This window comes from Georgenia sp. Marseille-Q6866 (assembly GCF_965111665.1).
The window spans coordinates 171,636-195,141 of the sequence record NZ_CBCOOR010000001.1 but is presented as its reverse complement, the minus strand read 5'-3'; the positions used below and the strand labels follow the sequence as shown (position 1 = coordinate 195,141).

General features: G+C 70.6%; 26 protein-coding genes and 3 pseudogenes. 12 read left to right on the top strand and 17 right to left on the bottom strand.

Annotated elements, in window-relative coordinates:
• The first annotated feature begins 68 nt into the window (after positions 1–68).
• A complete protein-coding gene (locus tag ACWPXV_RS00925; protein WP_454083454.1) occupies positions 69–734 on the top strand; it encodes an NADPH-dependent F420 reductase in 666 nt (221 codons plus the stop codon).
• 113 nt (positions 735–847) lie between these two features.
• Here ACWPXV_RS00925 and ACWPXV_RS00920 read toward each other — a convergent pair whose 3' ends face one another.
• The gene (locus ACWPXV_RS00920) at positions 848–1,294 is read right to left on the bottom strand and encodes an AAA family ATPase (protein WP_454083453.1); all 447 of its coding nucleotides are present in this window, start codon (positions 1,292–1,294) and stop codon (positions 848–850) included.
• A gap of 108 nt (positions 1,295–1,402) precedes the next feature.
• Positions 1,403–1,825, bottom strand: coding sequence for a hypothetical protein (locus tag ACWPXV_RS00915; RefSeq protein WP_454083452.1), 423 nt, complete (start codon positions 1,823–1,825; stop codon positions 1,403–1,405).
• Positions 1,826–2,226: 401 nt separating this feature from the next.
• On the opposite strand from ACWPXV_RS00915, the gene ACWPXV_RS00910 reads away from it, so the two are divergent.
• From ACWPXV_RS00910 to ACWPXV_RS00890, 5 genes are all read left to right on the top strand, one after another.
• Positions 2,227–3,132, top strand: a complete 906-nt coding sequence (locus ACWPXV_RS00910) for a hypothetical protein (RefSeq protein ID WP_454083451.1) — start codon at positions 2,227–2,229, stop codon at positions 3,130–3,132.
• Between the two features lie 7 nt (positions 3,133–3,139).
• Complete coding sequence (locus tag ACWPXV_RS00905) at positions 3,140–3,511, top strand: GntR family transcriptional regulator (RefSeq protein WP_454083450.1); 372 nt, start codon at positions 3,140–3,142, stop codon at positions 3,509–3,511.
• A 330-nt stretch (positions 3,512–3,841) separates the two neighbouring features.
• Positions 3,842–4,924: an ArdC-like ssDNA-binding domain-containing protein gene (locus ACWPXV_RS00900; RefSeq protein WP_454083449.1), complete on the top strand. Its 1,083-nt coding sequence runs from the start codon at positions 3,842–3,844 to the stop codon at positions 4,922–4,924.
• The gene (locus ACWPXV_RS00895; RefSeq protein WP_454083448.1) at positions 4,921–5,457 is read left to right on the top strand and encodes a hypothetical protein; all 537 of its coding nucleotides are present in this window, start codon (positions 4,921–4,923) and stop codon (positions 5,455–5,457) included. The genes ACWPXV_RS00900 and ACWPXV_RS00895 overlap by 4 nt, the downstream gene beginning before the upstream one ends.
• Before the next feature lie 53 nt (positions 5,458–5,510).
• Positions 5,511–7,220 carry a type IV secretory system conjugative DNA transfer family protein gene (locus ACWPXV_RS00890; protein WP_454083631.1) on the top strand — a complete coding sequence of 570 codons (1,710 nt, stop codon included), beginning with the start codon at positions 5,511–5,513 and terminating at the stop codon, positions 7,218–7,220.
• Between the two features lie 2 nt (positions 7,221–7,222).
• Here ACWPXV_RS00890 and ACWPXV_RS00885 read toward each other — a convergent pair whose 3' ends face one another.
• The gene (locus ACWPXV_RS00885; protein WP_454083447.1) at positions 7,223–7,657 is read right to left on the bottom strand and encodes a hypothetical protein; all 435 of its coding nucleotides are present in this window, start codon (positions 7,655–7,657) and stop codon (positions 7,223–7,225) included.
• Positions 7,658–7,679: 22 nt separating this feature from the next.
• Here ACWPXV_RS00885 and ACWPXV_RS00880 point away from each other — a divergent pair, with 22 nt between their 5' ends.
• From ACWPXV_RS00880 to ACWPXV_RS00870, 3 genes are read left to right on the top strand one after another with little or no spacing between them, the layout of a single operon-like run.
• Positions 7,680–8,279 carry a single-stranded DNA-binding protein gene (locus ACWPXV_RS00880; protein ID WP_454083446.1) on the top strand — a complete coding sequence of 200 codons (600 nt, stop codon included), beginning with the start codon at positions 7,680–7,682 and terminating at the stop codon, positions 8,277–8,279.
• A gap of 2 nt (positions 8,280–8,281) precedes the next feature.
• Entirely contained in the window at positions 8,282–8,905 is a 624-nt protein-coding gene (locus ACWPXV_RS00875) for a hypothetical protein (RefSeq protein ID WP_454083630.1), read from the top strand.
• Positions 8,905–9,915: a hypothetical protein gene (locus ACWPXV_RS00870; RefSeq protein ID WP_454083445.1), complete on the top strand. Its 1,011-nt coding sequence runs from the start codon at positions 8,905–8,907 to the stop codon at positions 9,913–9,915. Before ACWPXV_RS00875 ends, ACWPXV_RS00870 begins: the two co-directional genes overlap by 1 nt.
• Before the next feature lie 167 nt (positions 9,916–10,082).
• Here the strand turns inward: ACWPXV_RS00870 and ACWPXV_RS00865 are convergent, their stop codons facing one another.
• The 10 genes and pseudogenes from ACWPXV_RS00865 to ACWPXV_RS00820 form a co-directional block, all read right to left on the bottom strand.
• Positions 10,083–10,295: a helix-turn-helix domain-containing protein gene (locus ACWPXV_RS00865; protein WP_110853490.1), complete on the bottom strand. Its 213-nt coding sequence runs from the start codon at positions 10,293–10,295 to the stop codon at positions 10,083–10,085.
• Positions 10,296–10,333: 38 nt separating this feature from the next.
• Positions 10,334–11,504 (bottom strand): annotated as a pseudogene (locus ACWPXV_RS00860) (site-specific integrase).
• 390 nt (positions 11,505–11,894) lie between these two features.
• Positions 11,895–12,233 carry a metal-sulfur cluster assembly factor gene (locus ACWPXV_RS00855; protein WP_454083444.1) on the bottom strand — a complete coding sequence of 113 codons (339 nt, stop codon included), beginning with the start codon at positions 12,231–12,233 and terminating at the stop codon, positions 11,895–11,897.
• The gene (sufU, locus tag ACWPXV_RS00850) at positions 12,230–12,724 is read right to left on the bottom strand and encodes a Fe-S cluster assembly sulfur transfer protein SufU (protein ID WP_454083443.1); all 495 of its coding nucleotides are present in this window, start codon (positions 12,722–12,724) and stop codon (positions 12,230–12,232) included. Before sufU ends, ACWPXV_RS00855 begins: the two co-directional genes overlap by 4 nt.
• The gene (locus ACWPXV_RS00845) at positions 12,717–14,027 is read right to left on the bottom strand and encodes a cysteine desulfurase (RefSeq protein WP_454083442.1); all 1,311 of its coding nucleotides are present in this window, start codon (positions 14,025–14,027) and stop codon (positions 12,717–12,719) included. The genes sufU and ACWPXV_RS00845 overlap by 8 nt, the downstream gene beginning before the upstream one ends.
• 20 nt (positions 14,028–14,047) lie before the next feature.
• Complete coding sequence (gene sufC / locus ACWPXV_RS00840) at positions 14,048–14,806, bottom strand: Fe-S cluster assembly ATPase SufC (RefSeq protein WP_454083441.1); 759 nt, start codon at positions 14,804–14,806, stop codon at positions 14,048–14,050.
• Positions 14,807–14,837: 31 nt separating this feature from the next.
• Entirely contained in the window at positions 14,838–15,185 is a 348-nt protein-coding gene (locus tag ACWPXV_RS00835) for a non-heme iron oxygenase ferredoxin subunit (protein ID WP_454083440.1), read from the bottom strand.
• The gene (sufD, locus tag ACWPXV_RS00830; RefSeq protein WP_454083439.1) at positions 15,182–16,417 is read right to left on the bottom strand and encodes a Fe-S cluster assembly protein SufD; all 1,236 of its coding nucleotides are present in this window, start codon (positions 16,415–16,417) and stop codon (positions 15,182–15,184) included. Before sufD ends, ACWPXV_RS00835 begins: the two co-directional genes overlap by 4 nt.
• Positions 16,417–17,847 (bottom strand): Fe-S cluster assembly protein SufB, encoded by a 1,431-nt coding sequence (sufB, locus tag ACWPXV_RS00825; protein ID WP_454083438.1) that lies wholly within the window; start codon positions 17,845–17,847, stop codon positions 16,417–16,419. The genes sufD and sufB overlap by 1 nt, the downstream gene beginning before the upstream one ends.
• Positions 17,847–18,566 (bottom strand): helix-turn-helix transcriptional regulator, encoded by a 720-nt coding sequence (locus ACWPXV_RS00820; RefSeq protein WP_454083437.1) that lies wholly within the window; start codon positions 18,564–18,566, stop codon positions 17,847–17,849. Before ACWPXV_RS00820 ends, sufB begins: the two co-directional genes overlap by 1 nt.
• A 180-nt stretch (positions 18,567–18,746) precedes the next feature.
• Between ACWPXV_RS00820 and ACWPXV_RS00815 the strand changes: the two genes are divergently transcribed.
• A complete protein-coding gene (locus ACWPXV_RS00815) occupies positions 18,747–19,697 on the top strand; it encodes an ABC transporter ATP-binding protein (protein WP_454083629.1) in 951 nt (316 codons plus the stop codon).
• Positions 19,694–20,434 carry an ABC transporter permease gene (locus ACWPXV_RS00810; protein WP_454083436.1) on the top strand — a complete coding sequence of 247 codons (741 nt, stop codon included), beginning with the start codon at positions 19,694–19,696 and terminating at the stop codon, positions 20,432–20,434. The genes ACWPXV_RS00815 and ACWPXV_RS00810 overlap by 4 nt, the downstream gene beginning before the upstream one ends.
• A 2-nt stretch (positions 20,435–20,436) precedes the next feature.
• Here ACWPXV_RS00810 and ACWPXV_RS00805 read toward each other — a convergent pair whose 3' ends face one another.
• Entirely contained in the window at positions 20,437–20,811 is a 375-nt protein-coding gene (locus ACWPXV_RS00805) for a DUF5997 family protein (protein ID WP_454083435.1), read from the bottom strand.
• Here ACWPXV_RS00805 and ACWPXV_RS00800 point away from each other — a divergent pair.
• Positions 20,717–21,445, top strand: a pseudogene (locus tag ACWPXV_RS00800) (LysR family substrate-binding domain-containing protein); the annotation flags it as partial. The gene ACWPXV_RS00805 and the pseudogene ACWPXV_RS00800 overlap by 95 nt on opposite strands.
• Before the next feature lie 328 nt (positions 21,446–21,773).
• Here ACWPXV_RS00800 and ACWPXV_RS00795 read toward each other — a convergent pair.
• The 3 genes and pseudogenes from ACWPXV_RS00795 to ACWPXV_RS00785 all read right to left on the bottom strand — a co-directional run bounded on the left by ACWPXV_RS00795 (position 21,774) and on the right by ACWPXV_RS00785 (position 23,492).
• Positions 21,774–22,747, bottom strand: a pseudogene (locus ACWPXV_RS00795) (RNA polymerase sigma factor).
• A gap of 8 nt (positions 22,748–22,755) precedes the next feature.
• Entirely contained in the window at positions 22,756–23,106 is a 351-nt protein-coding gene (locus ACWPXV_RS00790; RefSeq protein WP_454083434.1) for a YciI family protein, read from the bottom strand.
• A 41-nt stretch (positions 23,107–23,147) separates the two neighbouring features.
• Entirely contained in the window at positions 23,148–23,492 is a 345-nt protein-coding gene (locus tag ACWPXV_RS00785; RefSeq protein ID WP_454083433.1) for a hypothetical protein, read from the bottom strand.
• Between the last annotated feature and the right edge of the window lie 14 nt (positions 23,493–23,506).

Genomic DNA, 23,506 nt, shown 5'->3' with positions numbered 1-23,506 from the left:
TTCTGCCCATCCGGGGCCCCTCCTCCTCCCCCGCCCGCTCCACACCTCGTCCCAGGGAGACCAGCACGATGAGCACGACCCGTCGCCCCGTCATCGGCATCTTCGGCGCCGGCAAGTCCGGCGTCGCTATCGCCCGCCTCGCCCTCGACGCCGGGTACGCGGTCCAGATCGCCTCCTCCGGCAGCGCCGAGGACACCGACCAGCTCCTTCGCTTCGTGGCACCTGGCGCCGTGGCCACCGACGCCAACGACTTACCGGGCGAGGCCGACATTCTTGTTCTCGCCGTCCCCCTACGTCGCTTCCGCGAGCTGCCCCTCCATGCCCTGGCCGGCCACGTCGTCATCGACGTCATGAACTACTGGCCGCCCATCGACGGCATCCTGCCCGAGTTCGCCGACGCCGGCCGCGCCTCCAGCACCGTCGTCCGCGACGCCCTGCCCTCGACCGCCCTGCTCACCAAGACGTTCAACCACATCGGCTACCACCAGATGGAAGAGCTGCCCCGGCCCGCCGGCGCGCCCGACAGGGTCGCCCTCGCCGTGGCCGGCGACGACTCCGACGCGGTGACGATCGTCGCGAGGATCGTCGATGACCTTGGATTCGACCCCGTCCCCGCCGGATCTCTCGCCGACACCGGCAAACTCGAGCCCGACGGCCCCGTCTTCGGCAAGCAGCTCGACGCGCCCGCCATGCGCCGAGCCCTCCAGATCGACACCAGCGAGCAGGCGGCCTGACTCAGACCCGCCGATCGGACGTTTGCGCGCTTAGCCTCCGTCGCGCGACCCCGTCAAGATGCGCGCACGTCCTGAAACGATCGATGTGCGGGACATGAACGCTCCGCTGGCCATCAGGGCGCCGAGAGGAGGCGCTGAACCGCATCTGCAAGCTCCGCCACTGAACGCTCACCATTCAGCTCGACTGTCGCACCTCGCCGCAGCAACGGCTCGACTGTCTCGACGTAGTTCGCTACCTCCCCCGCTTCCACTTCCGACTTGCCATAGGGGTTGTTCGTCCGAGACCTCAATCGCTGCAGCAGCACCTGGAGCGGTGCGCTGAGCAGAACCACATGATCGAACCGGTCATAGAACCGGCCTTGGCTATCCACGGTGCCGGACACGACGACATCACGATGATCGGCCAGGAGCTGAGACATCCGGGGTTCATCCCACGTGCCATCCGGGAGCGTCCATCCGCCGTAGTCGGTGTCGACGACGACGTGGCCGCGCCGCTCCAGTTCTTCGAGCACGGTCGACTTCCCGCTGCCCGACATCCCGGTTACGAGAACTCTCGCCACGATCGCGACTGTAGTGCCGACTTCTCGCACCGGCGAGTGTCTGGGTTCGGCGAATGCCTCCGGTTGACGATCCGCCACTGGTGACTGCGCGGGCTCGGTCGCTGGTCCTCAAGCTGAGTGCACGAGGAAGTACTGGCCACCCTCGCAACTACTCGGAAGGTGCTCAACGATCGACGGGGACGCTTCGCTAAAACCTCCTCCCAGTGACACGGAGTCGCCGGCGGAGAACGTGTGACCGAATCCGGAGAGCTCGCCGGCATCGGCGTCCCAGGTGAAGTCGGTTGGAAAGATCGGCACGATGACCTGACCGGCGTCATCCACCACAGTCAGGCAGTCGTTCTCGAGTGCCACCGTGCCCTCGAGAAGAGCCGTGTCCCCCTCGCCCCAGCGGCTCGTTCTCACATAGGAGGCCGCCGGCGAATCGGGGTCCGCCTCTGGAGGAGTCGGTGACGAAGAGCACCCAGTGAGCGCGATTGCCGCTACGGCCGACGCCAGCCACGGCGATCGGGCACTCCAGGTGATCGGCTGCATGTAGTCAGCCTGTCAGCCTCCGCGGCCCAACGGAGCCGAGTCATGACGGTATGCCAGATCGTTACCTGCGCCTACTGAGAGTTACTGACGACGCCTGTGGCCTTCGCCGTTGAGTGGCGGGGTTCTGTCGACGCTCCGTGGCGGCTCCGCTTCCGAGTGACGCTGGGGTTGCGCTGGCTATGTTCCGCAAGCCGATAGCCGATCCCCTACAGGCACGAGAGAGCGAGGTTGCTGGAGCCGGTAGGTGGTTCTGCGAGGCGACCCGGTCTGCCTCCAACCTCGCAACTGGGCATGTGGTTCGGTCAAGGGCTCTGCGTGTCGGTCGACAGTGTGCCATCCGAGTGATACAAAGTGTGTCACTCAGATGATACGGATGATACGGCGACCCTCCGGGGGTTCTTGTGGAACTGGTACTGCTCATGGTGTTCGGTCCACCGTTGCTGGGCCTGTTGGCCGCGTTGGTGGTGTGGGCGGTAACCCGCTCACGCGTGCCGCGGCCGGCCGTGGGTGGTGATGTCCGCTGGTGGACCATCGCCAGCGTGGGGTGCGCGTCGGTCATCGTGCTTGCTCAGCTCCTGCTGGGAACACCGTGGGGTCTCCCACGGCCATCGCCCACGGCATACATGATGACCCTGTTCACCGCCCCCATCGTCGCGGGGCTAGTGGCGGTCGTGGTCCTCATGCTCCCGGTGGCGCGCAGGAGCGGCGGAAGGACCGCGGACCTGCACCGCAGGACACTCACGAGCTTTGCGAAGCGGAGTTGGATCCTCGCACTCGGCGGGACCGTGGTCTTGATGGTCGTGGTCGCCCTGTGGGCGGGAAGTGCGTCCGTGCCCGACGACCAGGGCCGCTACACGATGTACTGGATCGACCTCGGGTCCGCCGGCAGCATGGGCAGCCCCATGTACGGGTGGCACTTCTCCATGCCATCTCTCGCACTCGCGGCGCTGCTCGTGGCGGCCGCGTTGCTCGCCGCTGGACTGATCTCCCGACCCGCGCTGGCTCTGGATCGCGAGACCGACGTTGCCGTCCGGCGGTGGCGCACGTCCAACGTCATGGCGATCACCATCGGGGCGCTGCTGCTACATCTAGCGCGGGTGGCCAATTCCCTTGCTGGCACCGCGAGTATCTATGGACAGACGCAGACCGACCAGGGACTGTTCACGACCGGGACACCGTTCGCCGGCCTTGAAGGACCGCTGCGCCTGGCAGCCGACATCCTCGCGGCCGGGGGATGGTTCTTCTGGTTTAGCGTCCTTCTGATCGCCGTCACGGCCCACGCGCCACTCCGCACGAACAGGCGATGAGGTCGCCATGGTCCTCCGAATCACTCTGACCACGGGCACCTCACCCGCCGAACAGATCCAGGACCAGATCCGGGGGCTCATCGCGACCGACCGCATCGCCGCCGGCGAACGACTTCCGTCGGTCCGCCAACTCGCAAAGGACCTCGGGATCGCGCCGGGAACCGTAGCCAAGGCCTACCGTTCGCTCGAGCAGCAAGGCCTGCTGCAAACCCGTGTCGGCGGCGGTACCCGCATCAGCCCCACGGCCAGCACCACACCCCGAGCCGTCATCGACCACGCGCACGCGCTCGCCCGGGCTAGCGCCGAGACTCATGTGAGCCTCGAGGACACCATCCGCGTGCTCCGCGCCGTCTGGTCAGAATCTCACCACAAGCAGTAGGCGAACGAGAGGCCCTAGCCGCCGGCCGGCACGAAGCACACAACGAGGTGCCGACTGCGCTGGCTGCGTGGCGCCATAAGCCGAACCGTCATCGGTGAGCCGCCACGCTGGCCTGCGAGGACACTCGCTCTCGACCAGAGGGATCCGCAAGACCCGTCCGGTCGGGTTCCCGGTGATGGGGGCCTATGTGAGCCGCTAACAGGGTGCCAGGAGAACGCTGTAGGCGGCCTGCCCACGCAGAGGCGTCCTGGGCCGCCGTCACCTCGTCGGAGGAATGCAAGGCGGCGATTGCACACCTAGCCAGCGAGCACTGCCTGGAGGGTGTGGGAGATGGGACGCTGGACCCAAGCGGACGCTGAGGCCGCGGCCGCGGCGCGCGACGCGAAGCTCGAGGAGGCGCACAAGCGCCTCGCCACCGCGGTCGACGCGATGGCCAGCGGTGATGGCTTCCGACGGGCAATCGAGTTTGCGGCGCGGTTCCGCACCCGCTCGTTCAACAACACGCTGTTGATCATGCTCCAGCACGCCGAGGCACACCGTGCAGGGCGGGTGCCGTCACCGGAACCGGCATTCGTCGCCGGATATCAGCAGTGGCAGCACGTGGGCCGGCAGGTGATGAAGGGCCAGTCCGGTTACGTGATCCTGGCTCCGGTCACCGCGAAGTACGCCACCGACAACCCCGCGGGCGGGCCGTGGCGCTTGCTCGCCCGCGGTGAGCGGGCCGCTCCGGGCGAGGTCGTGCGCGAGCGTCTCAGGGGCACTAAGCCCGTCTACGTGTGGGACGTGACCCAGACCGAGGGTGATCCGATCCCGCAACAGCCGATGCCACAACTCCTGCGTGGCGCGGCACCCGAGGGGCTGTGGGACGGGTTGGCCGCACAGGTGGTCGGCGACGGGTACGCGCTGCTCCGAGCTCCGACGGCGGCCGGCATTGCGGGGGCGAACGGCCTGACCGACTATCTGGCGAGGACCGTGACCGTTCGCGCCGATATGGACGACGCCGCACAGGTCAAGACGCTGGCGCACGAGCTGGGGCATGTACGACTCCACTCCCCCGATGCGGCCGACGCGCGCGCGCACCGCGGCATTGTCGAGGTTGAGGCCGAGGCGGTCGCCCTGATGATCGGTGCCGCTCACGGCCTGGACACCTCGGAGTACTCGGTGCCGTACGTGACGTCGTGGGCCGGCTCGGTGCCAAACAGGACCGTGTTCGACGTTGTCACGGCAACGGCGGAGCGCGCCCGCAAGGCCGCGGCCGCGATCCTCGACACGCTGGACACCCACCAGATCAGCAACGGTGAGCCGCCCGGGTTGGCCGGTGGCCACGACCAGCGTGCCGCGCGTGAGCGCGAGACCGCCCGGCCTGCCAGACGGCGCGGGCCCAGCACACGATCGACGGTGGTGACCCGGTGAACCGTAACGACCCACAGACCGAGCTGGCCAAGGTGCGCATCGACTACGAGCCGGACTGGACCCCGGCGGTGACGGTGGCCGGCAAGCCCTACGAACTGCCCGAAGCCCCGGTGCCGATCAACGCGCGTGACCCCCGGGACGTGGGCCGGCTGGTCGCGCTCGAGCTCGGGCAGGCCGTGCACGTGCTCGCGGTCAACCCCGAGGGCGGGATTTACACCCAGATCTGCGAACCCGACCCCTTCCCCAGCGCCCACCCGGTTGTGGTCTCGGCCCCGGTCCCGCGGTCGGAGGCCGTGCCCCTTCTGGAGGTTCCGTTCGGGATCGTCGGTCAGGGATTTCTGCCCGGTGAGCAGGTGTGTATCGCCGTCGTCGTCGCTGCGCGTGACGCCGACGCCGACGGTCGGGCCGCCCTCCCACTGCCCGCTCCTCTCCTCGAGCGGCTCCCCTCGACCCTCGTGCTGCTCGGCCGCACGTCGGGCACCGTGGTGATCCACGACCCCGCTGCGGATGTTCTTGCGGGCGGTGTCGCGTGAGCGTCCCGTCCTCCCCCCGCGGCGGTGACGAGCTGACCAACCTCGGGCTCATCATGCTCATCGCTGCGGTTGCGTGCGCCGCCCTTCTGCGGGTGGCCGGCACGGCTGCCGCCTACATCACCGGTATCGACCCGCCGACGTCAGGCCTCGCGGCGGGGATCAGGGTCCTTCTCTCCCCCCGGAACCCCGGCTTGGCCCTTGACGCACCCGGATTGAATCCGGTCGTGTACTGGGCGGTGGTTGGGGTCCTGCTCATCGGCCTCGGCGCGTCGGCCCGGGGGGTGTGGCACCTGTCTCGCCGTGACACGACCCGGGTCTCGCGTGATCCGCACAGGCTCGTCGGAACCGCCACCCGCCGGGATGTCGACAAGGTGGCATCCACCAGGGCCCTGCTCGCCCGCTCTGGAGCGCTGCGGCCCTCGTATGCGAACCCGGCTCCGTCCGATGTCGGCTATCTGCTTGGTTCCTCCAGGGGGAGGGAGGTGTGGGCATCGGTGGAGGACTCCGTTCTCGTGCTCGGCCCGCCCCGCTCCGGGAAGGGACTGCACCTGGTCGTCAACGCGATTCTCGACGCGCCCGGGTCCGTCATCACCACCTCCACCCGCCCTGACAACCTCACCGCCACCATGACGGCGCGACAGCGGCGCGGCCCGGTCGCTGTCTTCGATCCCCAGCACCTGGCTGAAGGACTGCCGACGGGGCTGCGCTGGTCACCGGTGCGCGGGTGTGAGAACCCGCTCACGGCGATGATCCGCGCGACCGGGTTCAGCTCGGCCACCGGGCTGTCCACCGGTGGGGTGGAGTCCGGCGGGTTCTGGGAGGGCAAGACCCGCACCGCCTTGCAGGCCCTCCTGCACGCTGCCGCCCTCGGACACTGCTCACCGCGCGACCTGTTCGCCTGGTCCCTGTCCCCCTCGGCCGCAGCCGACGCCGTCGCCATCTTGTCCTCCCAGCCCCACGCCGCACCCGGCTGGGCCGAGTCGCTGGAATCGACGATCCACTCTGACCCCCGCACCCGGGACTCGATCTGGATGGGCGTCTCCCTCGCACTGACCTGCCTAGCCGACCCGCGCGTCATGGACGCCGTCTCCCCCGGGCCCGGCGAGTCATTCGACCCCACCACGTTCCTACGTGACAACGGCACGATGTACCTGCTGTCCACCGGAGCCGGCGCCTCCGCGTCCTGGTCGCTCGTCGCCGCCTTCCTCGAGGACCTCGTCGAGACCGCCCGGACGCTGGCCGCCGCCTCACCAGGCGCCAGGCTGGACCCTCCACTGCTCCTCGCGCTCGACGAGATCGGCAACCTCTCCCCCTTGCCGTCCCTTCCCGTGCTCATGGCCGAAGGCGGCGGCACCGGCATCACCACCATGCCCGTCCTGCAGTCCCTGTCCCAAGCCCGCGCCAGGTGGGGTGACCACAACGCCGGAGCGATCTGGGACGCCTCCATCGTCAAAGTCGTCCTCGGCGGAGCCTCAGTCGCCAAAGACCTTCAGGACGTCTCCGCCCTCCTCGGCGAACGCGACGAGATCACCCACTCCACCTCCACCGGCGACCGCGGTTCCCGCTCGGTCCAGCGATCCGTGCGCCGTGTCCCGGTCATGCCACCCGAGACCATCCGGATGTTGCCCTTTGGCACGGCACTGGTGCTCCTTCGCTCCGCACCCCCACTCGTCACCGCCCTCCGCCCGTGGACCAAACGCCCCGACGCCAAACAGCTCGCCGCCGAGCGCGCAGCGATCGAACACACCCTGCGTCGGGCCTAGCGTCAGCGGTCGAGAGCACCGAGCCGAGAGGCGATGGCGAGTCGGTCTTCACCGGGGCGACGGACGATCTTTCCTCGGCGGCTCTCGAAGGCGTCGAGTGTGACAATCACCAACGTCATCCCGTGCTGAGGGATGAGCTCGCGGCGACGCTCGTCGTACAGCGCCCGTTGCAGCCCGCGATGTACACCAGAGACGGTGAGTCGCTCCGGCTTATCGAAGAAGACCACCGCTTCGTCGTGCTGGCGCTCGTGGTACTCCACGACGAGGTCGAAGCCGGGCCAGTACGCATCGACGGGTAGAGCGACCTGCCGCCCCGTCTTCGGAGACGGATCTCCCAGCAGCCACGGGAATCGGTGCTGGCGAAGCCCCTTCACGCCGAGCACCGCATCACACAGGTCGATCACATAGTGCTCATCGCTGGATGCTCGTGAGGCCACGACTCCAACCTTAGAAGGAGCCGTGTCGAACGTCGCGCACCTGCTTGTTGAAGCGGTCGCTCGGACAGAGGGCGCCGCCCGACATGAGGACCGGTGCATGATGACCATCCCCGTGCAGCAGTCCCTGGCAGGGTTCATCGCCAGCGACGCGGACGTTTCGTTCACCGACGCCGGCACCACCCGAGTCCACTTCCGCGCCGGAGTTGAGCACTGGCGCCGGGAGCAGGACGGGACCTTCACCAAGCTCGACAACTCGTTCCACGACCTCCTGATCTTCGGCAAGACCGCCGAACGGGCCGCGGCACGGTTCCGCAAGGGCGACCAGTTCGTCGCCCACGGTTACGTCGACACCCGACCCGCCGAGCCGCCCGCCCGGCCTGTCGAGCGCGAGGTATTCGTCGCCCGCAAGATCGGGCACGACCTCGCCCGGACGGCCTACGACGTGGACCGCACCCCCGCCACCGCACGGCAAGATCCTCACCATCTCGAGCAGGCCGCGGTCGGTGCAACGTCCCCGCAGACCGGCAACGCACAGAACGCGCCGACGACACCGCCATCGGGTGCAACGCATCCGAGCGCGCCGCGCCCCCGCACCTCCCCCGCCCCGGGGATTGGGTTGTGAGCATGGACGGAGATGTGCCCTGGGAGTTCGATACCGAGCCGGTCGACGGGCCTGGAGCGCCCGTCCCTGACGGGCAGCTCGCGGTATTCGAGGCCGGACTCACCGATGGCCTCGACCGCCTCGGCGGCTCTGATGTTCGGGACGGCCCGGTCGAGCCCGTCGACTGGTCGACGCTGACCGCGGCCGAGGCCGAGGCGCAGTGGCGGGCGTTGGACGAGTTCGTCACCTGGCTGCGCACTACCTACGGGCTGCCACCGACCGTGGTCCCGCCACTGTGGCACCGCCATCCCGAGCTGGTTGAAGAGTTCTCCGCCCTCCACACCCACCGCTTGGCGTGCTACGAAGTCGGCAGCTCCGGCTCAGGACCGCTCGCCTGGCACGCCGATTTCGCCGACGCCCGCGAACGCCTGCGCGAGTGGGTCGCCACCTCAGGCACCCGCCTGGACCGCGACCGGCCCACCCGCGCCACCTCCTGGCCCGGCGAGCCCGCCGTCGCCCCGGCCGAGGAAAAGTCCATCACCGACCGGCAGGCCGACTTCGCGGCATTCGTCGCCGCCGACCTCGACTCTCGCCGCGCCACCAGGGCAGGCGCGCCCCGCACCGGCGAGCAAAGGCGAGGTGTGTGATGACCAGGGAGCCCTCCCGCAACGACGCGAACGACCCGCACGCCCTGCGCCTGGAAGCTGACCACATCGCACTCGAGGACCACACCACGACCTCCGCCCAGCCCTCGCACCGGATCATCGCGACCCACCTGTGGACCATGCTCCGCGATCTGGAGTTCACCGAGGGCCGGGTGCTGGCCCTCGGTGACGACGCCGCGACCTTCATCGGGCTACCGCACACCGACGGCCCCTCGCCCGTATCCGTGGTCGCGGACATCACCGATGCCCGAACCCCGGGCACCCAGTTCCCGGTGCAGCTGCGGCTCCCGAAGGCGCACGACCGGTTCGACGTCGTGATCGCGTCCCTGCCCTACAACGACGTGCGTCTCCAAGACCCCGGGCACGTCGTCGTACGGCGCACCGTCCAAGCCCAGCTCGCCCTCACTCTGGCAACACTCACCCGCTCCGGCGGGTACACGATTCTCCTCGCCTCCCACGACCTGATGGACCAACCGTTCCCCGAAGCGCGCCGCCACCTGCACTTGGTCGCCGACCTGCTCGGCGCGGTCCGCCTCCCGGCCGGCGCCCACCGCAGGCTCCCCGGCCTGGACTCGCCCACCGACCTGCTTGTCCTAAGGCACCGGCCCGACGGTCAAAGCACACGGTCGCAGGACTTCGAGCACACCACCACCATCCACGTCGATGACCGCGACGTGGAGATCAACACCTACTTCGAGAACAACATCGGCCAGGTACTCGGCACGGTCGGCGCCGACCCCCTAGCCTGGGGACCCGCCGCCGTCACCGTCTCCAGCACATCCGACCGACTCGGCCGCGACCTGGCGCAAGCGCTCAGCAACGTCACTGCCAGAGCACTCCGCGCCGGTCTGGCCTACACGCCTGACACCACCCATCGTGGACCCCAGCGGCCGTCCCTCGGCGAGCCCATCCGCCAGCGCGACCGTCAGGCAGCGCCCCGCCGCCACACCCCCACCCGCAGTGCCCACCGCCACACCGGGCTCGAGCGGTGAGGACGACACGTGACGTCGCCCAGCGCCCGCGAGGTGCGGACGCTGACCGCCGTCACGCAGCTCGCAGGAGCCTGGCGCTCGGACTCGAACACTAGCGACGCATGGGGCCAGCGCCCGATGCCGGGGCGCTGGCCCTTGCTGTCAGACTGAGCTGCCGCGCACCGCGTTTACCGGGCCGTCGGAATGGTGATGACGAGTGAGCGGCGGAGCTCCTCAAGGTCGACCCGGATGACGCGGCCGACCTTGTACCCGGTGATGGTGCCGTCAGCGATGCGTCGCCGGATCGTTTTGGTGCAGACGCTGAACTCTGCTGCGGCGTCGGCGAGTGCGACGAGCTTGCCGCTCGGCACCCGCGTGGTCGCTGGTCGATTCGCGCTCATGTGGGCCTCCTGGTGATGTGGACGGCACTCTCGGTCCGTCATGTCGGAGGTGTGCGCCCTGCCCCTTCGGGCCTCTCCTGTCCGCCTGAGGCCAGCGACTCTGCAGCCCCGTCGACGCCGGTCGTACGCCGAGCACGCCGTTGGGCGAGCTCGTCGGTGAAGGCGGCCCCGACCTTCTCCGCGATGGCGTGGCGACGCTCCTCGTCGCCGATGTGCTGATATCGCAGCGCGATGGTGGGGTTCTTGTGGCCCGCGATCGCCATGAGCTCAGCCAGCGTCGCACCCGAGCGCGCGGCCCACGTCAGGGCCGTGTGCCGCAGATCGTGGATGGTGCAGGTCGTCCAGCCCCACCTGCTTGCGCGCGGACCGCCAGTTCGACTCGACGACGGACGCGTGCAGCACTGCACCTTTTCGCCCGACGAAGACGAAGCCGTCGTCACCGGGCTGCGCATGTTTGTCGAGATGAGCCGTCAAGATCGGCACGACGAACGACGGGATCGCGACGTCGCGCTTGGACGCCTTCGTCTTCGGTTCCCCGATCTGGTTGTACCGGCCACTGGCCTTGTTGTTGGCGGCGGTGCCCCGGACATGCACGACGGCCCGTGCGGGGTCGTCCAGGTCCAGGTGCCGGCGCTGCAGCGCCCGCAGCTCGCCGTGGCGTAGCCCAGTCGTCGCGGCCAGCGGCACGAGCGCCGCCAGATAGTCGGGCATCAGCTCGTGCAACGTCCACATTTGCTCTGGTGTCAGCACCACGGGTTCGTGGACGGCGTCGTACCGCAGTGCCCCCTTGACGCGGGCCGGCGAGGTTTCGAGGAGTTCGTGGTCCACGGCGTCGTTCAGCACCGAGGACAGGACTTGGTAGGCGGAGAACGCCGCGCCACGGCCTTCGCCCTTGCGTTGGGCGGCCCTAGCCTCGGCGGCGAGCTGCGCCCGCATCTTCGTGTACCAGTTAGAGATGTCCAACCTCGACAGGTCCCGCAGCGGGATGTCGCCGAGATCGGGCAGCACTCGCTTCCGCAGCGTTCGCTCGTACCGATAGCGGGTCGAGGGGCGCAGCTGCTTGCCGGCGACGGATCGTTCCGCCCACTCGGCGAACGTGATCCCGCGCTGGGCATCCAGCCAGGCGCTGCGCTCCCGCTCGCGCGGTGGGGTCCACAGGTCGCGGTCGATCAGCAGCCGCTCGGCGTTGAGCCAGGCCTCGGCGGCCATCTTGTCACCGAAGTTGCGCGAGTGGCGCTTGAGGTCGGGGCCGGTGTAGCGCGCGCGCCAGCTGGTGACCGCGCCAGCCTGCTGGCTCTTGCGTCGCTCAAGCTCGCCGAAGGTCCGCTTTCGTCCCTGCTTCTCGGTCATGGGTGTGCCTCCACCCATCAGGTGTCCCGCCGGGACCTCCTGTGGTGGGGGACTCGCACACCCGAGAGAACCGACGATCTGGGCACCGACCTGGGCAGACGGACCGAGATCCGTGGGGGAACTGTGGGGGAATGAAGTGCCCTGAGAGGGCCCTCCAGTCCACCTCGGTCCCCGACGGATAGCACTGTCGTCGCAGGTCAGGCAGTGTTTTCCGCTGATCTGTCGATCAGCGGAAAACCGCCAAAAAACTCAGACGTTGAAGCCGAGGGCGCGCAGCTGCTCGCGGCCGTCGGGGGTGATCTTCTCCGGGCCCCACGGCGGCATCCAGACCCAGTTGATCCGCATCTCGTTGACGAGACCGTCGAGGGCCTGGTTGGACTGGTCCTCGATGACGTCGGTCAGCGGGCAGGCCGCCGAGGTGAGCGTCATGTCGATGACCGCGTTGTTGTGCTGGTCCACGGTCACGCCGTAGACGAGCCCGAGGTCCACGACGTTGATGCCGAGCTCGGGGTCGATGACGTCCCGCATCGCCTCCTCGACGTCCGCAGCGGTCGTCGGGGACGGGTTGGTCTGGGTGATGTCACTCATCGTTCCTCCTCCTGCGTGCCCGAGGCGGGCGCGCTGGTCAGTGCGTGGGCGAGGGCGTCACGCAGCGCCATCCACCCGAGCAGGGCGCACTTGATGCGCGCCGGGTACTTCGCCACCCCGGTGAACGCGGTCGCGTCCCCCAGCGTGTCCTGCTTCTCCTCGGGCAGCTCGACCCCACGGCCGTGCATGAGCTCGCGGAAGGTCTCGTTGATCGTGTCGACCTCGTGGACCGTCTGGCCCACGACGAGGTCGTTGAGCACCGACAGTGAGGCCTGGGAGATCGAGCAGCCCTGACCGACCCAGCCGACCTCGCCGACCCGGGGGCCGTCGTCGCCGTGGGTGAGGCGCACCCGCAGGGTGACCTGGTCCCCGCAGGTGGGGTTCACCTGGAAGGACTCGGCGTCGTAGGGGGCCAGCTCGCCCGCCCCGTGCCGCTCGCGGGCGTGGTCGAGGATGACCTGCTGGTAGAGCTGTTCCATCGGGTCAGCCATGATCGACTCCGAAGAAGTGACGCACCTTGCCGAGCTCCTCGACGAAGACGTCGATCTCCTGCTCGGTGGTGTAGATGGACGCGGACGCGCGGGCCGAGGCGTGGACCCCGAGCCGCTGGTGCACCGGCTGGGCGCAGTGGTGGCCCACGCGGACGGCGACGCCCGCGTTGTCGAGCACCTGGCCGACGTCGTGCGGGTGCACGCCGTCGACGGAGAAGGCGACGACGGCGAGCCGGTCCGCCGAGTCCTGCGGTCCGAGCACCCGCACGCCGGGCACCGAGGAGATGCCAGCCAGCAGCCGCTCGGTGAGCGTGTGCTCGTGCGCGGCGACGGCGTCCATCCCCAGCTCGGCGAGGTAGTCGACCGCGGCACGCAGGCCCACGGTCTGGGACACCATCTGGGTCCCTGCCTCGAAGCGCTGGGGGGCGTCGGCGTAGGTGGTGCCCTCCATGGTGACGATCTGCACCATGGATCCGCCGGTGAGGAAGGGCGGCATCGCGGCGAGCAGCTCACGCCGCCCGTAGAGGGCGCCCACGCCGGTGGGCCCGAGCATCTTGTGGCCCGAGAAGACGGCGAAGTCGACGTCCAGGGCGCGGAGGTCCACCGGGAGGTGGGGCACGCTCTGGCAGGCGTCGAGCAGGACGAGTGCACCGGCCGCGCGGGCCCGGCGCACGACCTCCGCCACCGGGCTGAGCGCGCCGGTGACGTTGGAGGCGTGCGTGAAGGCGACGAGGCGGGTGCGCTCACCGATGACGTCGAAGGTGCCGGCGTCGAGCCGGCCCTCGTCGGTCAGGCCGATCCAGCGCAGGGTGGCGCCGGTGCGGGCGCACAGCTCCTGCCACGGGACGAGGTTGGCGTGGTGCTCCGCCTCGGTGACGACGATCTCGTCACCGGGACGCAGCGCGAAGAGCTCCACCGCGCGGTCCCCGCCCCGGCCGATGCTCGCGTTGGACATCGCGTACGCCACGAGGTTGATGCCCTCGGTGGCGTTCTTCGTCCACACGATCTCGTCGGTGTCGACACCGACGAAGGCCGCGACGGCCGCCCGGGCCTGCTCGTAGGCCTCGGTCGCCTCCTCGGCGAGCTGGTGCGCGCCGCGGTGGACCGCGGCGTTGCGCTGCTCGTAGAAGTCCTGCTCGGCGTCGATGACGCACTGGGGCTTCTGCGAGGTGGCCGCCGAGTCGAGGTAGACCAGCGGCCGGCCGCTGCGGGTCGTCCTGCCCAGGATCGGGAAGTCGGCGCGCACGGCCGCCAGCTCGGACGCGCTCAACGCGCCCGAGCCGGCAGTGACCGGTGCACTCATGTCTGTCCTTCCGGTGCGGCTCAGACCGCGGCCGTCACGTACTTGTCGTAGCCCTCGGCCTCGAGGCGGTCGGCCAGCTCGGGGCCACCCTCCTCGGCGACGCGGCCGTTGACGAAGACGTGGACGTAGTCGGGCTTGATGTACTGCAGCACCCGCGTGTAGTGGGTGATGAGGAGGAAGCCGGCGTCCGTCTCGCCGTGGACGCGGTTGACGCCCTCGGCGACGATGCGCAGCGCGTCGACGTCGAGGCCGGAGTCGGTCTCGTCGAGGACGGCGAACTTCGGGCGCAGGAGCTCCATCTGGAGGATCTCGTGACGCTTCTTCTCACCGCCGGAGAAGCCGGAGTTGACGTCGCGCTGGGCGAAGACCGGGTCCATCTTGAGCTTGCCCATGGCCGCGTTGACGTCCTTGACCCAGGTCCGCAGTGCGGGGGCCTCGCCGTCGATGGCGGTCTTGGCGGTGCGCAGGAAGTTCGAGACGGTGACGCCGGGGACCTCGACCGGGTACTGCATGGCGAGGAACAGGCCGGCGCGGGCGCGCTCGTCGACGGTCATCTCGAGGACGTTCTCGCCGTCCAGGAGGATCTCCCCCTCGGTGACCTCGTACTTGGGGTGGCCGGCGACGGCGTAGGCGAGGGTCGACTTGCCCGAGCCGTTGGGGCCCATGATCGCGTGGATCTCACCGCTCTTGATGGTGAGGGTCGCGCCCTTGAGGATCTGCTTCGGGCCGTCGTTGGTCTCGACGTTGACGTGGAGGTTCTTGATCTCAAGCGTGGACATTCAGGTTCTCTTCCTTCAAGTTTTCGGCGGGTCAGGCGTTGGCTGCGACGGTCGTGGTGACGTCGACGAGCACGGAGTCGCCCTGGACGGTGACGGGGTAGACGGGCACGGGCTGGGTGGCCGGCAGGCTCAGCGGCTTGCCGGTGCGCAGGTCGAAGCTGGAGCCGTGGAGCCAGCACTCGATCGTGCCGTCCTCCACCTCCCCGTCCGAGAGGCTGACCTGACCGTGGGAGCAGGTGTCGGAGATGGCGTGGTACTGCCCGTCGTTGTCGCGGACGACCGAGACCGGCACGGGCCGGCCGTCGGCGTCCTCGATGTCGACGCGCATCGCCTCACCGGGCTCGAGGTCCCCGGTGTCGCACACGTACTGGGCGCTCATGCCGTGGCGTGCTCCATCGTGCGGTCCAGCTCGGCCTCGATGGCCTCCATGAGGCGCTCGGAGACGAGCGGGACGCCGATCTGCGCGATGAGCTCGGCGAAGAAGCCGCGGACGACGAGGCGGCGGGCCTCGGCCTCCGGGATGCCGCGCGAGCGCAGGTAGAACAGCTGCTCGTCGTCGAAACGACCCGTGGCGCTGGCGTGCCCGGCGCCCTCGATCTCACCGGTCTCGATCTCGAGGTTCGGCACGGAGTCCGCGCGCGCCCCCTCGGTGAGGACGAGGTTGCGGTTGAGCTCGTAGGTGTCGGTGCCCTCGGCCGCCGCCCGGATGAGGACGTCACCGATCCACACGGAGTGGGCGTCCTGCCCCTGGAGCGCACCCTTGTAGGTGACCCGCGAGACGCAGTTCGGCGCGACGTGGTCGACGAAGAGACGGTGCTCCTGGTGCTGGCCGGCGTCGGTGAAGTAGAGACCGAGCATCTCGACGTTCCCGCCCGGCGCGCTGAGCGCGGCGTCGGGGGTCACGCGCACGACGTCGCCGCCGAGGGTGACGACGATGTGCTTGAGGTTCGCGTCCTGGCCGAGGCGGGAGCGGTGCGCCGACAGGTGCAGGGCGCCGTCCTCCCAGTCCTGGACGCTGACGAGCGTGAGGCGGGCGTTGGCCGCGACGTCGATCTCGACGGTCTGGGCCAGGTTCGCGTTGCCGCGGTGGTCCAGGACGACGATCGCCTCGCTGCTCTCCTCGGCGCGCACGAGGAGGTGCTGGGCCGCGACGCCCTCGGCGCCGGTCCCGTTGACCGTGATCATCGTGTGCGAGGCCGCCACGTGGTTCTTCGGCACGGTGACGACGAGAGCCTCGGTGAAGGACGCCCAGGCAGCGGCCGCGGTGCGGTCACCGGGGGCGCCGACCTGGCCGAGACGGGAGTCCTCGCGGCCCACGCGCTCGACGGTGACGCCGTCGCCGGCCTCGATCGTGACGTCGGGAGCCGCGCCGTCGAGCTGGTCGGCGAAGAAGCGCTGGAGGCGGTCGACCGGCGTGAAGCGCCAGTCCTCCTCGCGCCCGTTGGGCACGGGGAAGTCGGACAGCTCGAAGGACGTGGCGCGGTCAGCGCGGGAGGCCTCCGGGACGGTGCCGCCGCCGTGGGTGTGGGCGGCGTCCGTGGTGGCGCGTGAGTGGTCGGTCTTCATCTGGTTGTTCGTCGTCCCCTTGGTCGTGTCGGTCGTCGCGGTCATCAGCCCACCGCCCCTTCCATCTGCAGCTCGATGAGGCGGTTGAGCTCGAGGGCGTACTCCATGGGCAGCTCACGCGCGATCGGCTCGACGAAGCCACGGACGATCATCGCCATGGCCTCGGCCTCCTCCATGCCGCGCGACATGAGGTAGAAGAGCTGGTCGGCGCTCACCTTCGAGACGGTGGCCTCGTGGCCCATCTCGACGTCGTCGACGCGGACGTCGACGTACGGGTAGGTGTCGGAGCGGGAGATGAGGTCGACGAGCAGCGCGTCGCACAGCACCGTGGACTTGGAGTGCGCGGCACCCTCGAGGACCTGGACCAGGCCGCGGTAGGAGGCGCGGCCACCGCCGCGGGCCACGGACTTGGAGACGATCGACGACGACGTGTTCGGCGCCATGTGGACCATCTTCGAGCCGGTGTCCTGGTGCTGGCCCTCACCGGCGAAGGCGATGGACAGCGTCTCGCCCTTGGCGTGCTCGCCCATGAGGTAGACGGCCGGGTACTTCATCGTCACCTTGGAACCGATGTTGCCGTCGATCCACTCCATGGTGCCGCCCTGGTCGACGGTCGCCCGCTTGGTGACGAGGTTGTAGACGTTGTTCGACCAGTTCTGGATCGTCGTGTAGCGGACGCGGGCGTCCTTCTTGACGATGATCTCGACGACCGCGGAGTGCAGCGAGTCGCTCTGGTAGATCGGGGCGGTGCAGCCCTCGACGTAGTGCACGTAGGAGCCCTCGTCGGCGATGATCAGCGTCCGCTCGAACTGGCCCATGTTCTCGGTGTTGATCCGGAAGTAGGCCTGGAGCGGGATCTCGACGTGGACGCCCTTGGGCACGTAGACGAAGGAGCCACCGGACCACACGGCGGTGTTGAGCGCCGCGAACTTGTTGTCACCGGAAGGGATGACGGTCCCGAAGTACTCCTCGAAGATCTCCGGGTGCTCCTTGAGCGCGGTGTCCGTGTCGAGGAAGAGGACACCCTGCTGCTCGAGGTCCTCGCGGATCTGGTGGTAGACGACCTCGGACTCGTACTGGGCGGCGACGCCGGAGACGAGACGCTGCTTCTCGGCCTCCGGGATGCCCAGGCGGTCGTAGGTGTTCTTGATGTCCTCGGGCAGGTCCTCCCAGCTGGTGGCCTGCTTCTCGGTCGACCGCACGAAGTACTTGATGTTGTCGAAGTCGATGCCGGAGAGGTCGGCGCCCCAGTTCGGCATGGGCTTCTTGTCGAAGAGGCTCAGCGCGCGCATGCGGCGCTTGAGCATCCACTCCGGCTCGTCCTTCAGCTCGGAGATGTTGCGCACGACGTCCTCGTTGAGGCCGCGCCGCGCGGTCGCACCGGCGTCGTCCTTGTCGTGCCACCCGAACCGGTAGTTCCCAATCGAGGCGATCGTCTCGTCCTGGGTCATGGGTGTGTCGGTCGTACTCGTCATCAGATTCCTTCCGTGTCGTCACCGTGCGGTGACGGGGTGGTGCTCGGGCGGCCGGTCGGGACAGTCGTCGTGGGGATGTGGGTGGTGCACACGTGCTCGCCGCCGGCAAGCGTAGCCAGGCGCTGGACGTGGACGCCGAGGAGGCGCGAGAACGCGCGTGTCTCGGCGTCGCAGAGCTGGTGGTAGGACTCAGCGACGGCCAGTACCGGGCAGTTGCCCTGGCACAGCTGGACCGCCAGGCCGCGCGGGCCGACGGAGCGGACCGTCGCGGCGTAGCCGTCCTGGGTGAGGGCACCGGCCAGGGCTCGGGCGCGGTCGGCGACGTCCTCCCCCGCGGCCTCGACGACGGGCGTGTAGCGCTCCTCGAGGCCGTGGACCCGCTGGTTGGCGAAGTGCTCGACGGCGTCGGGGCCCGCGACGTCGCCGATGAACTGCAGCGCGTGGGTGGCGAGGTCGGAGTATGCCTGGGACAGGCCGGAGCGGCCGGCGTCGGTGGCGACGTAGTAGCGCGCGGGGCGCCCGCGACGGCGCTGGCCGGGGCCGGAGGGCTCGTGGACGACGATGCGCTCGTCGCGCTCAAGGGCGGCGATGTGGCGCCGCACGCCGGCCGGGGTGAGGGTGAGGAGGCGGGCGAGCTCGGCGGCGCTGACGGGGCCGTGCTCGACGACGAGGCGGAGCACGCGGTCCTGCGTCGCTGACTCGACGCTGGTCTCGCTCACGGCTCGCTCCTCCTTCTGTCCGACGGGTGGAGGCACACCTGAGGCGTGCCGTCACATTAGGGAACAGTCTCGTTGCCGAAATGCTTCCCGGCAAGGAAGGCATACCTCACTGTGGCCCGTCCCACCCCTCTCCGGCGGGGGCCGGAGCGCCCGGAGTCCGCGGTTAGGCTGGGCCGCGTGCTGACGGACTCCCCCGCCCTCCTCGTCGACGGCCTGCGCAAGCGCTACGGCGACCGGGACGTCGTCTCCGGGCTCAGCCTGCGGGCCGCCCGCGGGGAGCTGACCGCCGTCCTCGGGCCCAACGGGGCCGGGAAGACGACGACGATCGAGTGCTGCGAGGGCCTGCGCCGCCCCGACGACGGACGGGTCGAGGTGCTCGGGCTGGACCGGGCACGCCCGGAGAGCGCCGCCGAGCTGCGCCACCGGGTGGGCGTCATGCTCCAGGAGGGCGGGCTGCCCATGGCTCCGCAGGCCGGGGCCGTGCTCCGGCACGTCGCCAGCCTGCACGACCGTCCCGACGCCGCCGGCCCGCTCCTCGAGCGGCTCGGGCTGACGAAGGTCGCCCGCACCCGGGTGCGGCACCTGTCCGGCGGCCAGCGCCAGCGCCTCGCCCTCGCCTGCGCGATCGTCGGGGAGCCCGAGCTCGTCTTCCTCGACGAGCCGACCGCCGGGCTCGACCCGCAGGCGCGCCTGGCCGTGTGGGACCTCGTCCGTGAGCTGCGCGAGTCGGGCACCTCGATGGTCCTCACCACCCACCTCATGTCGGAGGTGGAGGAGCTGGCCGACCACGTCGTCGTCGTCGACCGCGGCGCCACCGTCGCCGCCGGCCGCCCCGCCGAGCTGCGTGGCGCCCCGCAGGTGCGCATCACTCCCCCGCCCGGGACGCCGCCCGCGACGCTCGCGAGGGACCTCACCACCGAGCTGGCCGGGCACGCCGGTCTGGAGACGTCCACGGAGCGGGGCGACGTCGTCGTGCGGGGTGCGCGGATGGACGCAGGCGCTCTCGCCGTCGTCGCCCGTGCCCTGGCCGACACCGGCCACGGGACCGCGGAGGTCGCCCTCACCCGGCCGACCCTCGAGGACGCCTTCCTCTCCCTCACCGGGCGCGAGCTGCGGGCGGACGCGGCGTGAGCACGACCAGCCGCCGGGTCCTCGCGCAGACCCGGTTCGAGACCCTTGCCGTCCTGCGCAACGGGGAGCAGCTGCTGCTCACCCTGCTGCTGCCCGCGATCGCGCTCGTCGCCCTCGCGTCGACCGACCTCGTGCCGCTGCCCGGGCCGCGGGCGCACGCCGCGCTGGGCAGTGCCCTGGCGATGGCCGTGGCCTCGTCCTTCACCTCCCAGGCGATCGCCGTCGCCTTCGACCGGCGCTGGGGCGTGCTGCGCATGCTCGCGACGACGCCGCTCGGTCCGCGGGGGCTGCTCGCCGGCAAGCTCGGCGCGGTGCTCGTCGTCCTCGTCGTCCAGACGGTGCTGCTGTGCGCCATCGGGCTGGCGGTGGGCTGGCGGCCCGGCGGCCTCGACGTCGTCCAGGTGCTCGGGGCCGCGGCGCTCATGGTGCTGGGGACCGGGGTGTTCGTCACCTTCGCCCTGCTCGTGGGCGGGACGCTCCGGCCCGAGGCGGTGCTCGCGATCGCGAACCTGCTCTTCGTGCTCATGGTCGTCGGCGGCGGGCTCGTGCTGCCGCTCGACATGCTCCCCGACGCTGTCGCCACCGTCCTCGCGTTCCTGCCCCCGGGAGCGCTCGGCGAGGCGCTGCGCACCCTGCTCACCGACGGGACGGTGGACCTCGTGGCCCTGGCCGTGCTCGCCGCGTGGGCGGTAGTCGGTGGCGTGCTCGCCACGCGCGCCTTCCGCTGGGACGCCTGAGCTCAGTCCTGCTCGGCGGCGCGGCGCTCGGCGAGGCGGGCCTCCTCGGCGCGCACCCGGTTGAGGGTGACGCGCTCCTCGTTGAGCCAGGTGGGCGGCTCGTCGAGCAGGGCCTTGATCTCGTCCGTGGTGAGCGGCTCCGTGACACCGGCGCGGGCCAGGCCGGAGGTCGACACGCCGAGGCGGCGCGCGACCTCCTGGCGCGGGTGCGGGCCGTCGCGGCGCAGCTCGCGCAGCCACTCCGGCGGGTCCGCCTGGAGCGCGTTGAGCTCGTCACGGGAGATGTCGCTCTCCTGGAACTCCTGCGGGGTCGCGGAGAGGAGCACCCCGAGCTTGCGAGCGGCGGTCAGGGGCTTGAGCATCTGCGGCTTGGCCATTGCTGGATCGTATCGGCCGATAGTCTCGACCCGCGCCACCCCACCCGTCCCCCGAGGAGCAGCCATGGCCGAGCCCTTCCGTGTCGGCTTCGCACCCGGCGTCAGCCCGGGCAAGTGGTTCACCCGGTGGGAGCAGCGGCTTCCCGACTCCCCGCTGGCGCCACGGCTGGTCGAGCCCGAGGACCAGCAGCGGCTCCTCGCCGACGGCGAGGTGGACATGTGCTTCGTCCGCCTGCCCCTGGAACGTGACGGGCTCCACCTCATCCCGCTCTACGAGGAGCAGCCGGTGGTCGTGGCCGGCAAGGATCACCCAGTCACCGCCTTCGACGAGGTGGACGTCGCCGACCTCGCCGCCGAGCACCTCCTCCAGGACGCCGGCGCGTGCCCCGAGTGGGCCGCCGTCGCCGACGAGGTGCGCGAGGGCCGCCGGGTGGAGCCGCCGCCCATGACGGTGGCGCAGGCGGTGGAGGTCGCCGCGAGCGGGGCGGGGATCCTCGTCCTGCCGATGTCCGTGGCGCGGCTGCACCAGCGCAAGGACGTGCGCGCCGTCCCGGTGACGGGTGTGGCGACCACGCGAGTGGGCCTCGCCTGGCGCGCGGACAACGAGGACCCGCGGGTGGAGACCTTCGTCGGCATCGTCCGCGGGCGCACCGAGCGCAGCTCGCGGCAGCCCGACTCGCGGCCGGCCGACAGCGGTGCCCGCCCGGAGGCCAAGCACCCCGGCCCGGGCGCGGCCGCGGGGCCGGTGGGGGCCGCCGTCGGGCGGGCCCGGGCCGCGCAAGGGCCGTCCGGGGCGCTGAGCCGGCCTCTCGCCGCTCGGTGCCGCTCGCGGCGTCGGTGCCCACGCTGCCCGCGGCGCCGCGGGTGTCCGTGGCCTGCACCGAAGTCCGCGACACGCCCGCGACACGCCGGGACACCTGTCGCGCAGGTGGACTCCTGCGGCACTTGTGCGCAGGTCAGCGTCAGCCACCTCGCTCGAGTGAGGCGAGCCTCGAGCGCAGGTAGGACTGCTCCGCAGCGTTGGCGGTGTGCTCCAGCGCCGCCGGGTACTCCTGGACCGCCTCCGCGTCCCGCCCGAGGCGGCGGAGGAGCTCCGCGCGGACGGCGTGGAAGGGGTGGTACCCCGCCAGTCCCGTGGCCTCGACCAGGGCCAGCGCCGGTCGCGCGCCGTGCACCTCCGCCACTGCCACCGCCCGGTTGAGCGCCACGACCGGCGTCGGGCTCAGGGCGAGGAGCTGGTCGTAGAGGGCGAGGATCTGGCGCCAGTCGGTGTCCGCGGCCGTGGCCGCGTCGCTGTGGACGGCGGCGACGGCGGCCTGCAGCTGGTAGGGCCCGGGCCGGCCGAGCCGCAGGCACTCGCGGACCAGGTCCTGCCCCTCGGCCACGAGCGCGTGGTCCCAGCGACTGCGGTCCTGCTCCGGCAGCGGCACGGGACGCGGTACGGGATGCGCGCGTCCCGGATCTTGTTCTTGGCGCGCACCAGGCGCTGCGCCATCGCGGACTCCCGGACGAGGAAGGCCCGGGCGATCTCCCCCGTGCTCAGCCCGCCGAGCAGCTTGAGCGTGAGCGCCACCTGCGCCTCCCGGGACAGCGCGGGGTGGCAGCAGGTGAAGATGAGGCGCAGTCGTTCGTCGGGCACGGGTCCCGCCTCCTCGACCTCCTCGGCGGCATGGAGGAGCGCGGCCTCGGCGAGCTTCTCCCGGCCCACTGCCTCACGCCGCAGCCGGTCGATGGCGCGCCGCCGGGCCGTGGTGACGAGCCACCCGGCGGGGCTGGGTGGCAGACCCTGCGCCGGCCAACGCTCGACGGCGGCGGCGAAGGCCTCCTGGGCCGCGTCCTCGGCGAGGTCGATGTCCCCGAAGGCGCGGACCAGGACGGCCACGACGCGGCCGCACTCCGCGCGGAAGACCCGCTCGACGTCCGCCGCGGAGACCATGGCCGTCCCTACTGGAAGGGTCGGACCTCGACGGGCAGGGTGGTCGCCCGCGCCAGGCGCTCGCCCCACGCCAGGGCGGCGTCGAGGTCCCCGACGTCGATGACGGTGAGACCGCCCAGGTGCTCCTTGGCCTCGGCGAAGGGCCCGTCGGTGGTGAGGACGTCCGCTCCCTGCGGCCGCAGCACGGTGGCCGTCGTGGGGGCGTGCAGCCCGCCGTCGAAGACCCACACCCCCTGGCGGTGCATGTCCTCCTTCACCGCATGCACCTCGCGGATGATCGGCTCGAGGAACTCCGCGTCGGGGAACTCCTCCATGGTGTCGCCGTAGGGCTGGTAGATGCTCAGCAGGTACTGGCTCATCGTGTCTCTCCCGGTGTCCGGCGCCGGTCTCTCCGGCGCTCTCACCCTCTGGACGAACGGGCGCGCCCGGTTTCGACACCGGTGTTGATCCTCAGCGCGCGCTCCGAGCCCGCCATCCACACGCTGAACACGGCGACCCCCGCCTCGAACCAGTGGAGCCGCTCGTCCCAGCGCGGGGACGACGGCGCTCCAGCCGCCCGCCGCAGGAGCAGCAGCCCGCCGGCCAGGTTGGCCGCGCCCCACGCCCCGTTGACCGCCGGGGACGACTCCCGTCCCGCGAGCGGGGTGAGGTGGCGTCGCCCGGTGACCGCGCTGGCCAGGTGCGGCGCGCTGTTCGCCACGAGCACCCCGCTGAGGAGCGAGGTCCACCTCTGGTCTCGCGTCATGGTGTGCCCTCCGC

Bases quoted from the DNA above. Each gene is read 5' to 3' on its own strand.
- ACWPXV_RS00925 (WP_454083454.1), top strand. From the start codon at position 69: ATGAGCACGACCCGTCGCCCCGTCATCGGCATCTTCGGCGCCGGCAAG.
- ACWPXV_RS00855 (WP_454083444.1), bottom strand. From the start codon at position 12,233: ATGAGTGACATCACCCAGACCAACCCGTCCCCGACGACCGCTGCGGAC.
- sufC (WP_454083441.1), bottom strand. From the start codon at position 14,806: ATGTCCACGCTTGAGATCAAGAACCTCCACGTCAACGTCGAGACCAAC.
- ACWPXV_RS00870 (WP_454083445.1), top strand. From the start codon at position 8,905: ATGACCAGGGAGCCCTCCCGCAACGACGCGAACGACCCGCACGCCCTG.
- ACWPXV_RS00835 (WP_454083440.1), bottom strand. From the start codon at position 15,185: ATGAGCGCCCAGTACGTGTGCGACACCGGGGACCTCGAGCCCGGTGAG.
- ACWPXV_RS00900 (WP_454083449.1), top strand. From the start codon at position 3,842: ATGGGACGCTGGACCCAAGCGGACGCTGAGGCCGCGGCCGCGGCGCGC.
- ACWPXV_RS00915 (WP_454083452.1), bottom strand. From the start codon at position 1,825: ATGCAGCCGATCACCTGGAGTGCCCGATCGCCGTGGCTGGCGTCGGCC.
- ACWPXV_RS00890 (WP_454083631.1), top strand. From the start codon at position 5,511: ATGCTCATCGCTGCGGTTGCGTGCGCCGCCCTTCTGCGGGTGGCCGGC.
- sufU (WP_454083443.1), bottom strand. From the start codon at position 12,724: ATGGCTGACCCGATGGAACAGCTCTACCAGCAGGTCATCCTCGACCAC.
- ACWPXV_RS00875 (WP_454083630.1), top strand. From the start codon at position 8,282: ATGGACGGAGATGTGCCCTGGGAGTTCGATACCGAGCCGGTCGACGGG.
- sufD (WP_454083439.1), bottom strand. From the start codon at position 16,417: ATGACCGCGACGACCGACACGACCAAGGGGACGACGAACAACCAGATG.
- ACWPXV_RS00845 (WP_454083442.1), bottom strand. From the start codon at position 14,027: ATGAGTGCACCGGTCACTGCCGGCTCGGGCGCGTTGAGCGCGTCCGAG.
- sufB (WP_454083438.1), bottom strand. From the start codon at position 17,847: ATGACGAGTACGACCGACACACCCATGACCCAGGACGAGACGATCGCC.
- ACWPXV_RS00865 (WP_110853490.1), bottom strand. From the start codon at position 10,295: ATGAGCGCGAATCGACCAGCGACCACGCGGGTGCCGAGCGGCAAGCTC.
- ACWPXV_RS00905 (WP_454083450.1), top strand. From the start codon at position 3,140: ATGGTCCTCCGAATCACTCTGACCACGGGCACCTCACCCGCCGAACAG.
- ACWPXV_RS00805 (WP_454083435.1), bottom strand. From the start codon at position 20,811: ATGGCCAAGCCGCAGATGCTCAAGCCCCTGACCGCCGCTCGCAAGCTC.
- ACWPXV_RS00785 (WP_454083433.1), bottom strand. From the start codon at position 23,492: ATGACGCGAGACCAGAGGTGGACCTCGCTCCTCAGCGGGGTGCTCGTG.
- ACWPXV_RS00790 (WP_454083434.1), bottom strand. From the start codon at position 23,106: ATGAGCCAGTACCTGCTGAGCATCTACCAGCCCTACGGCGACACCATG.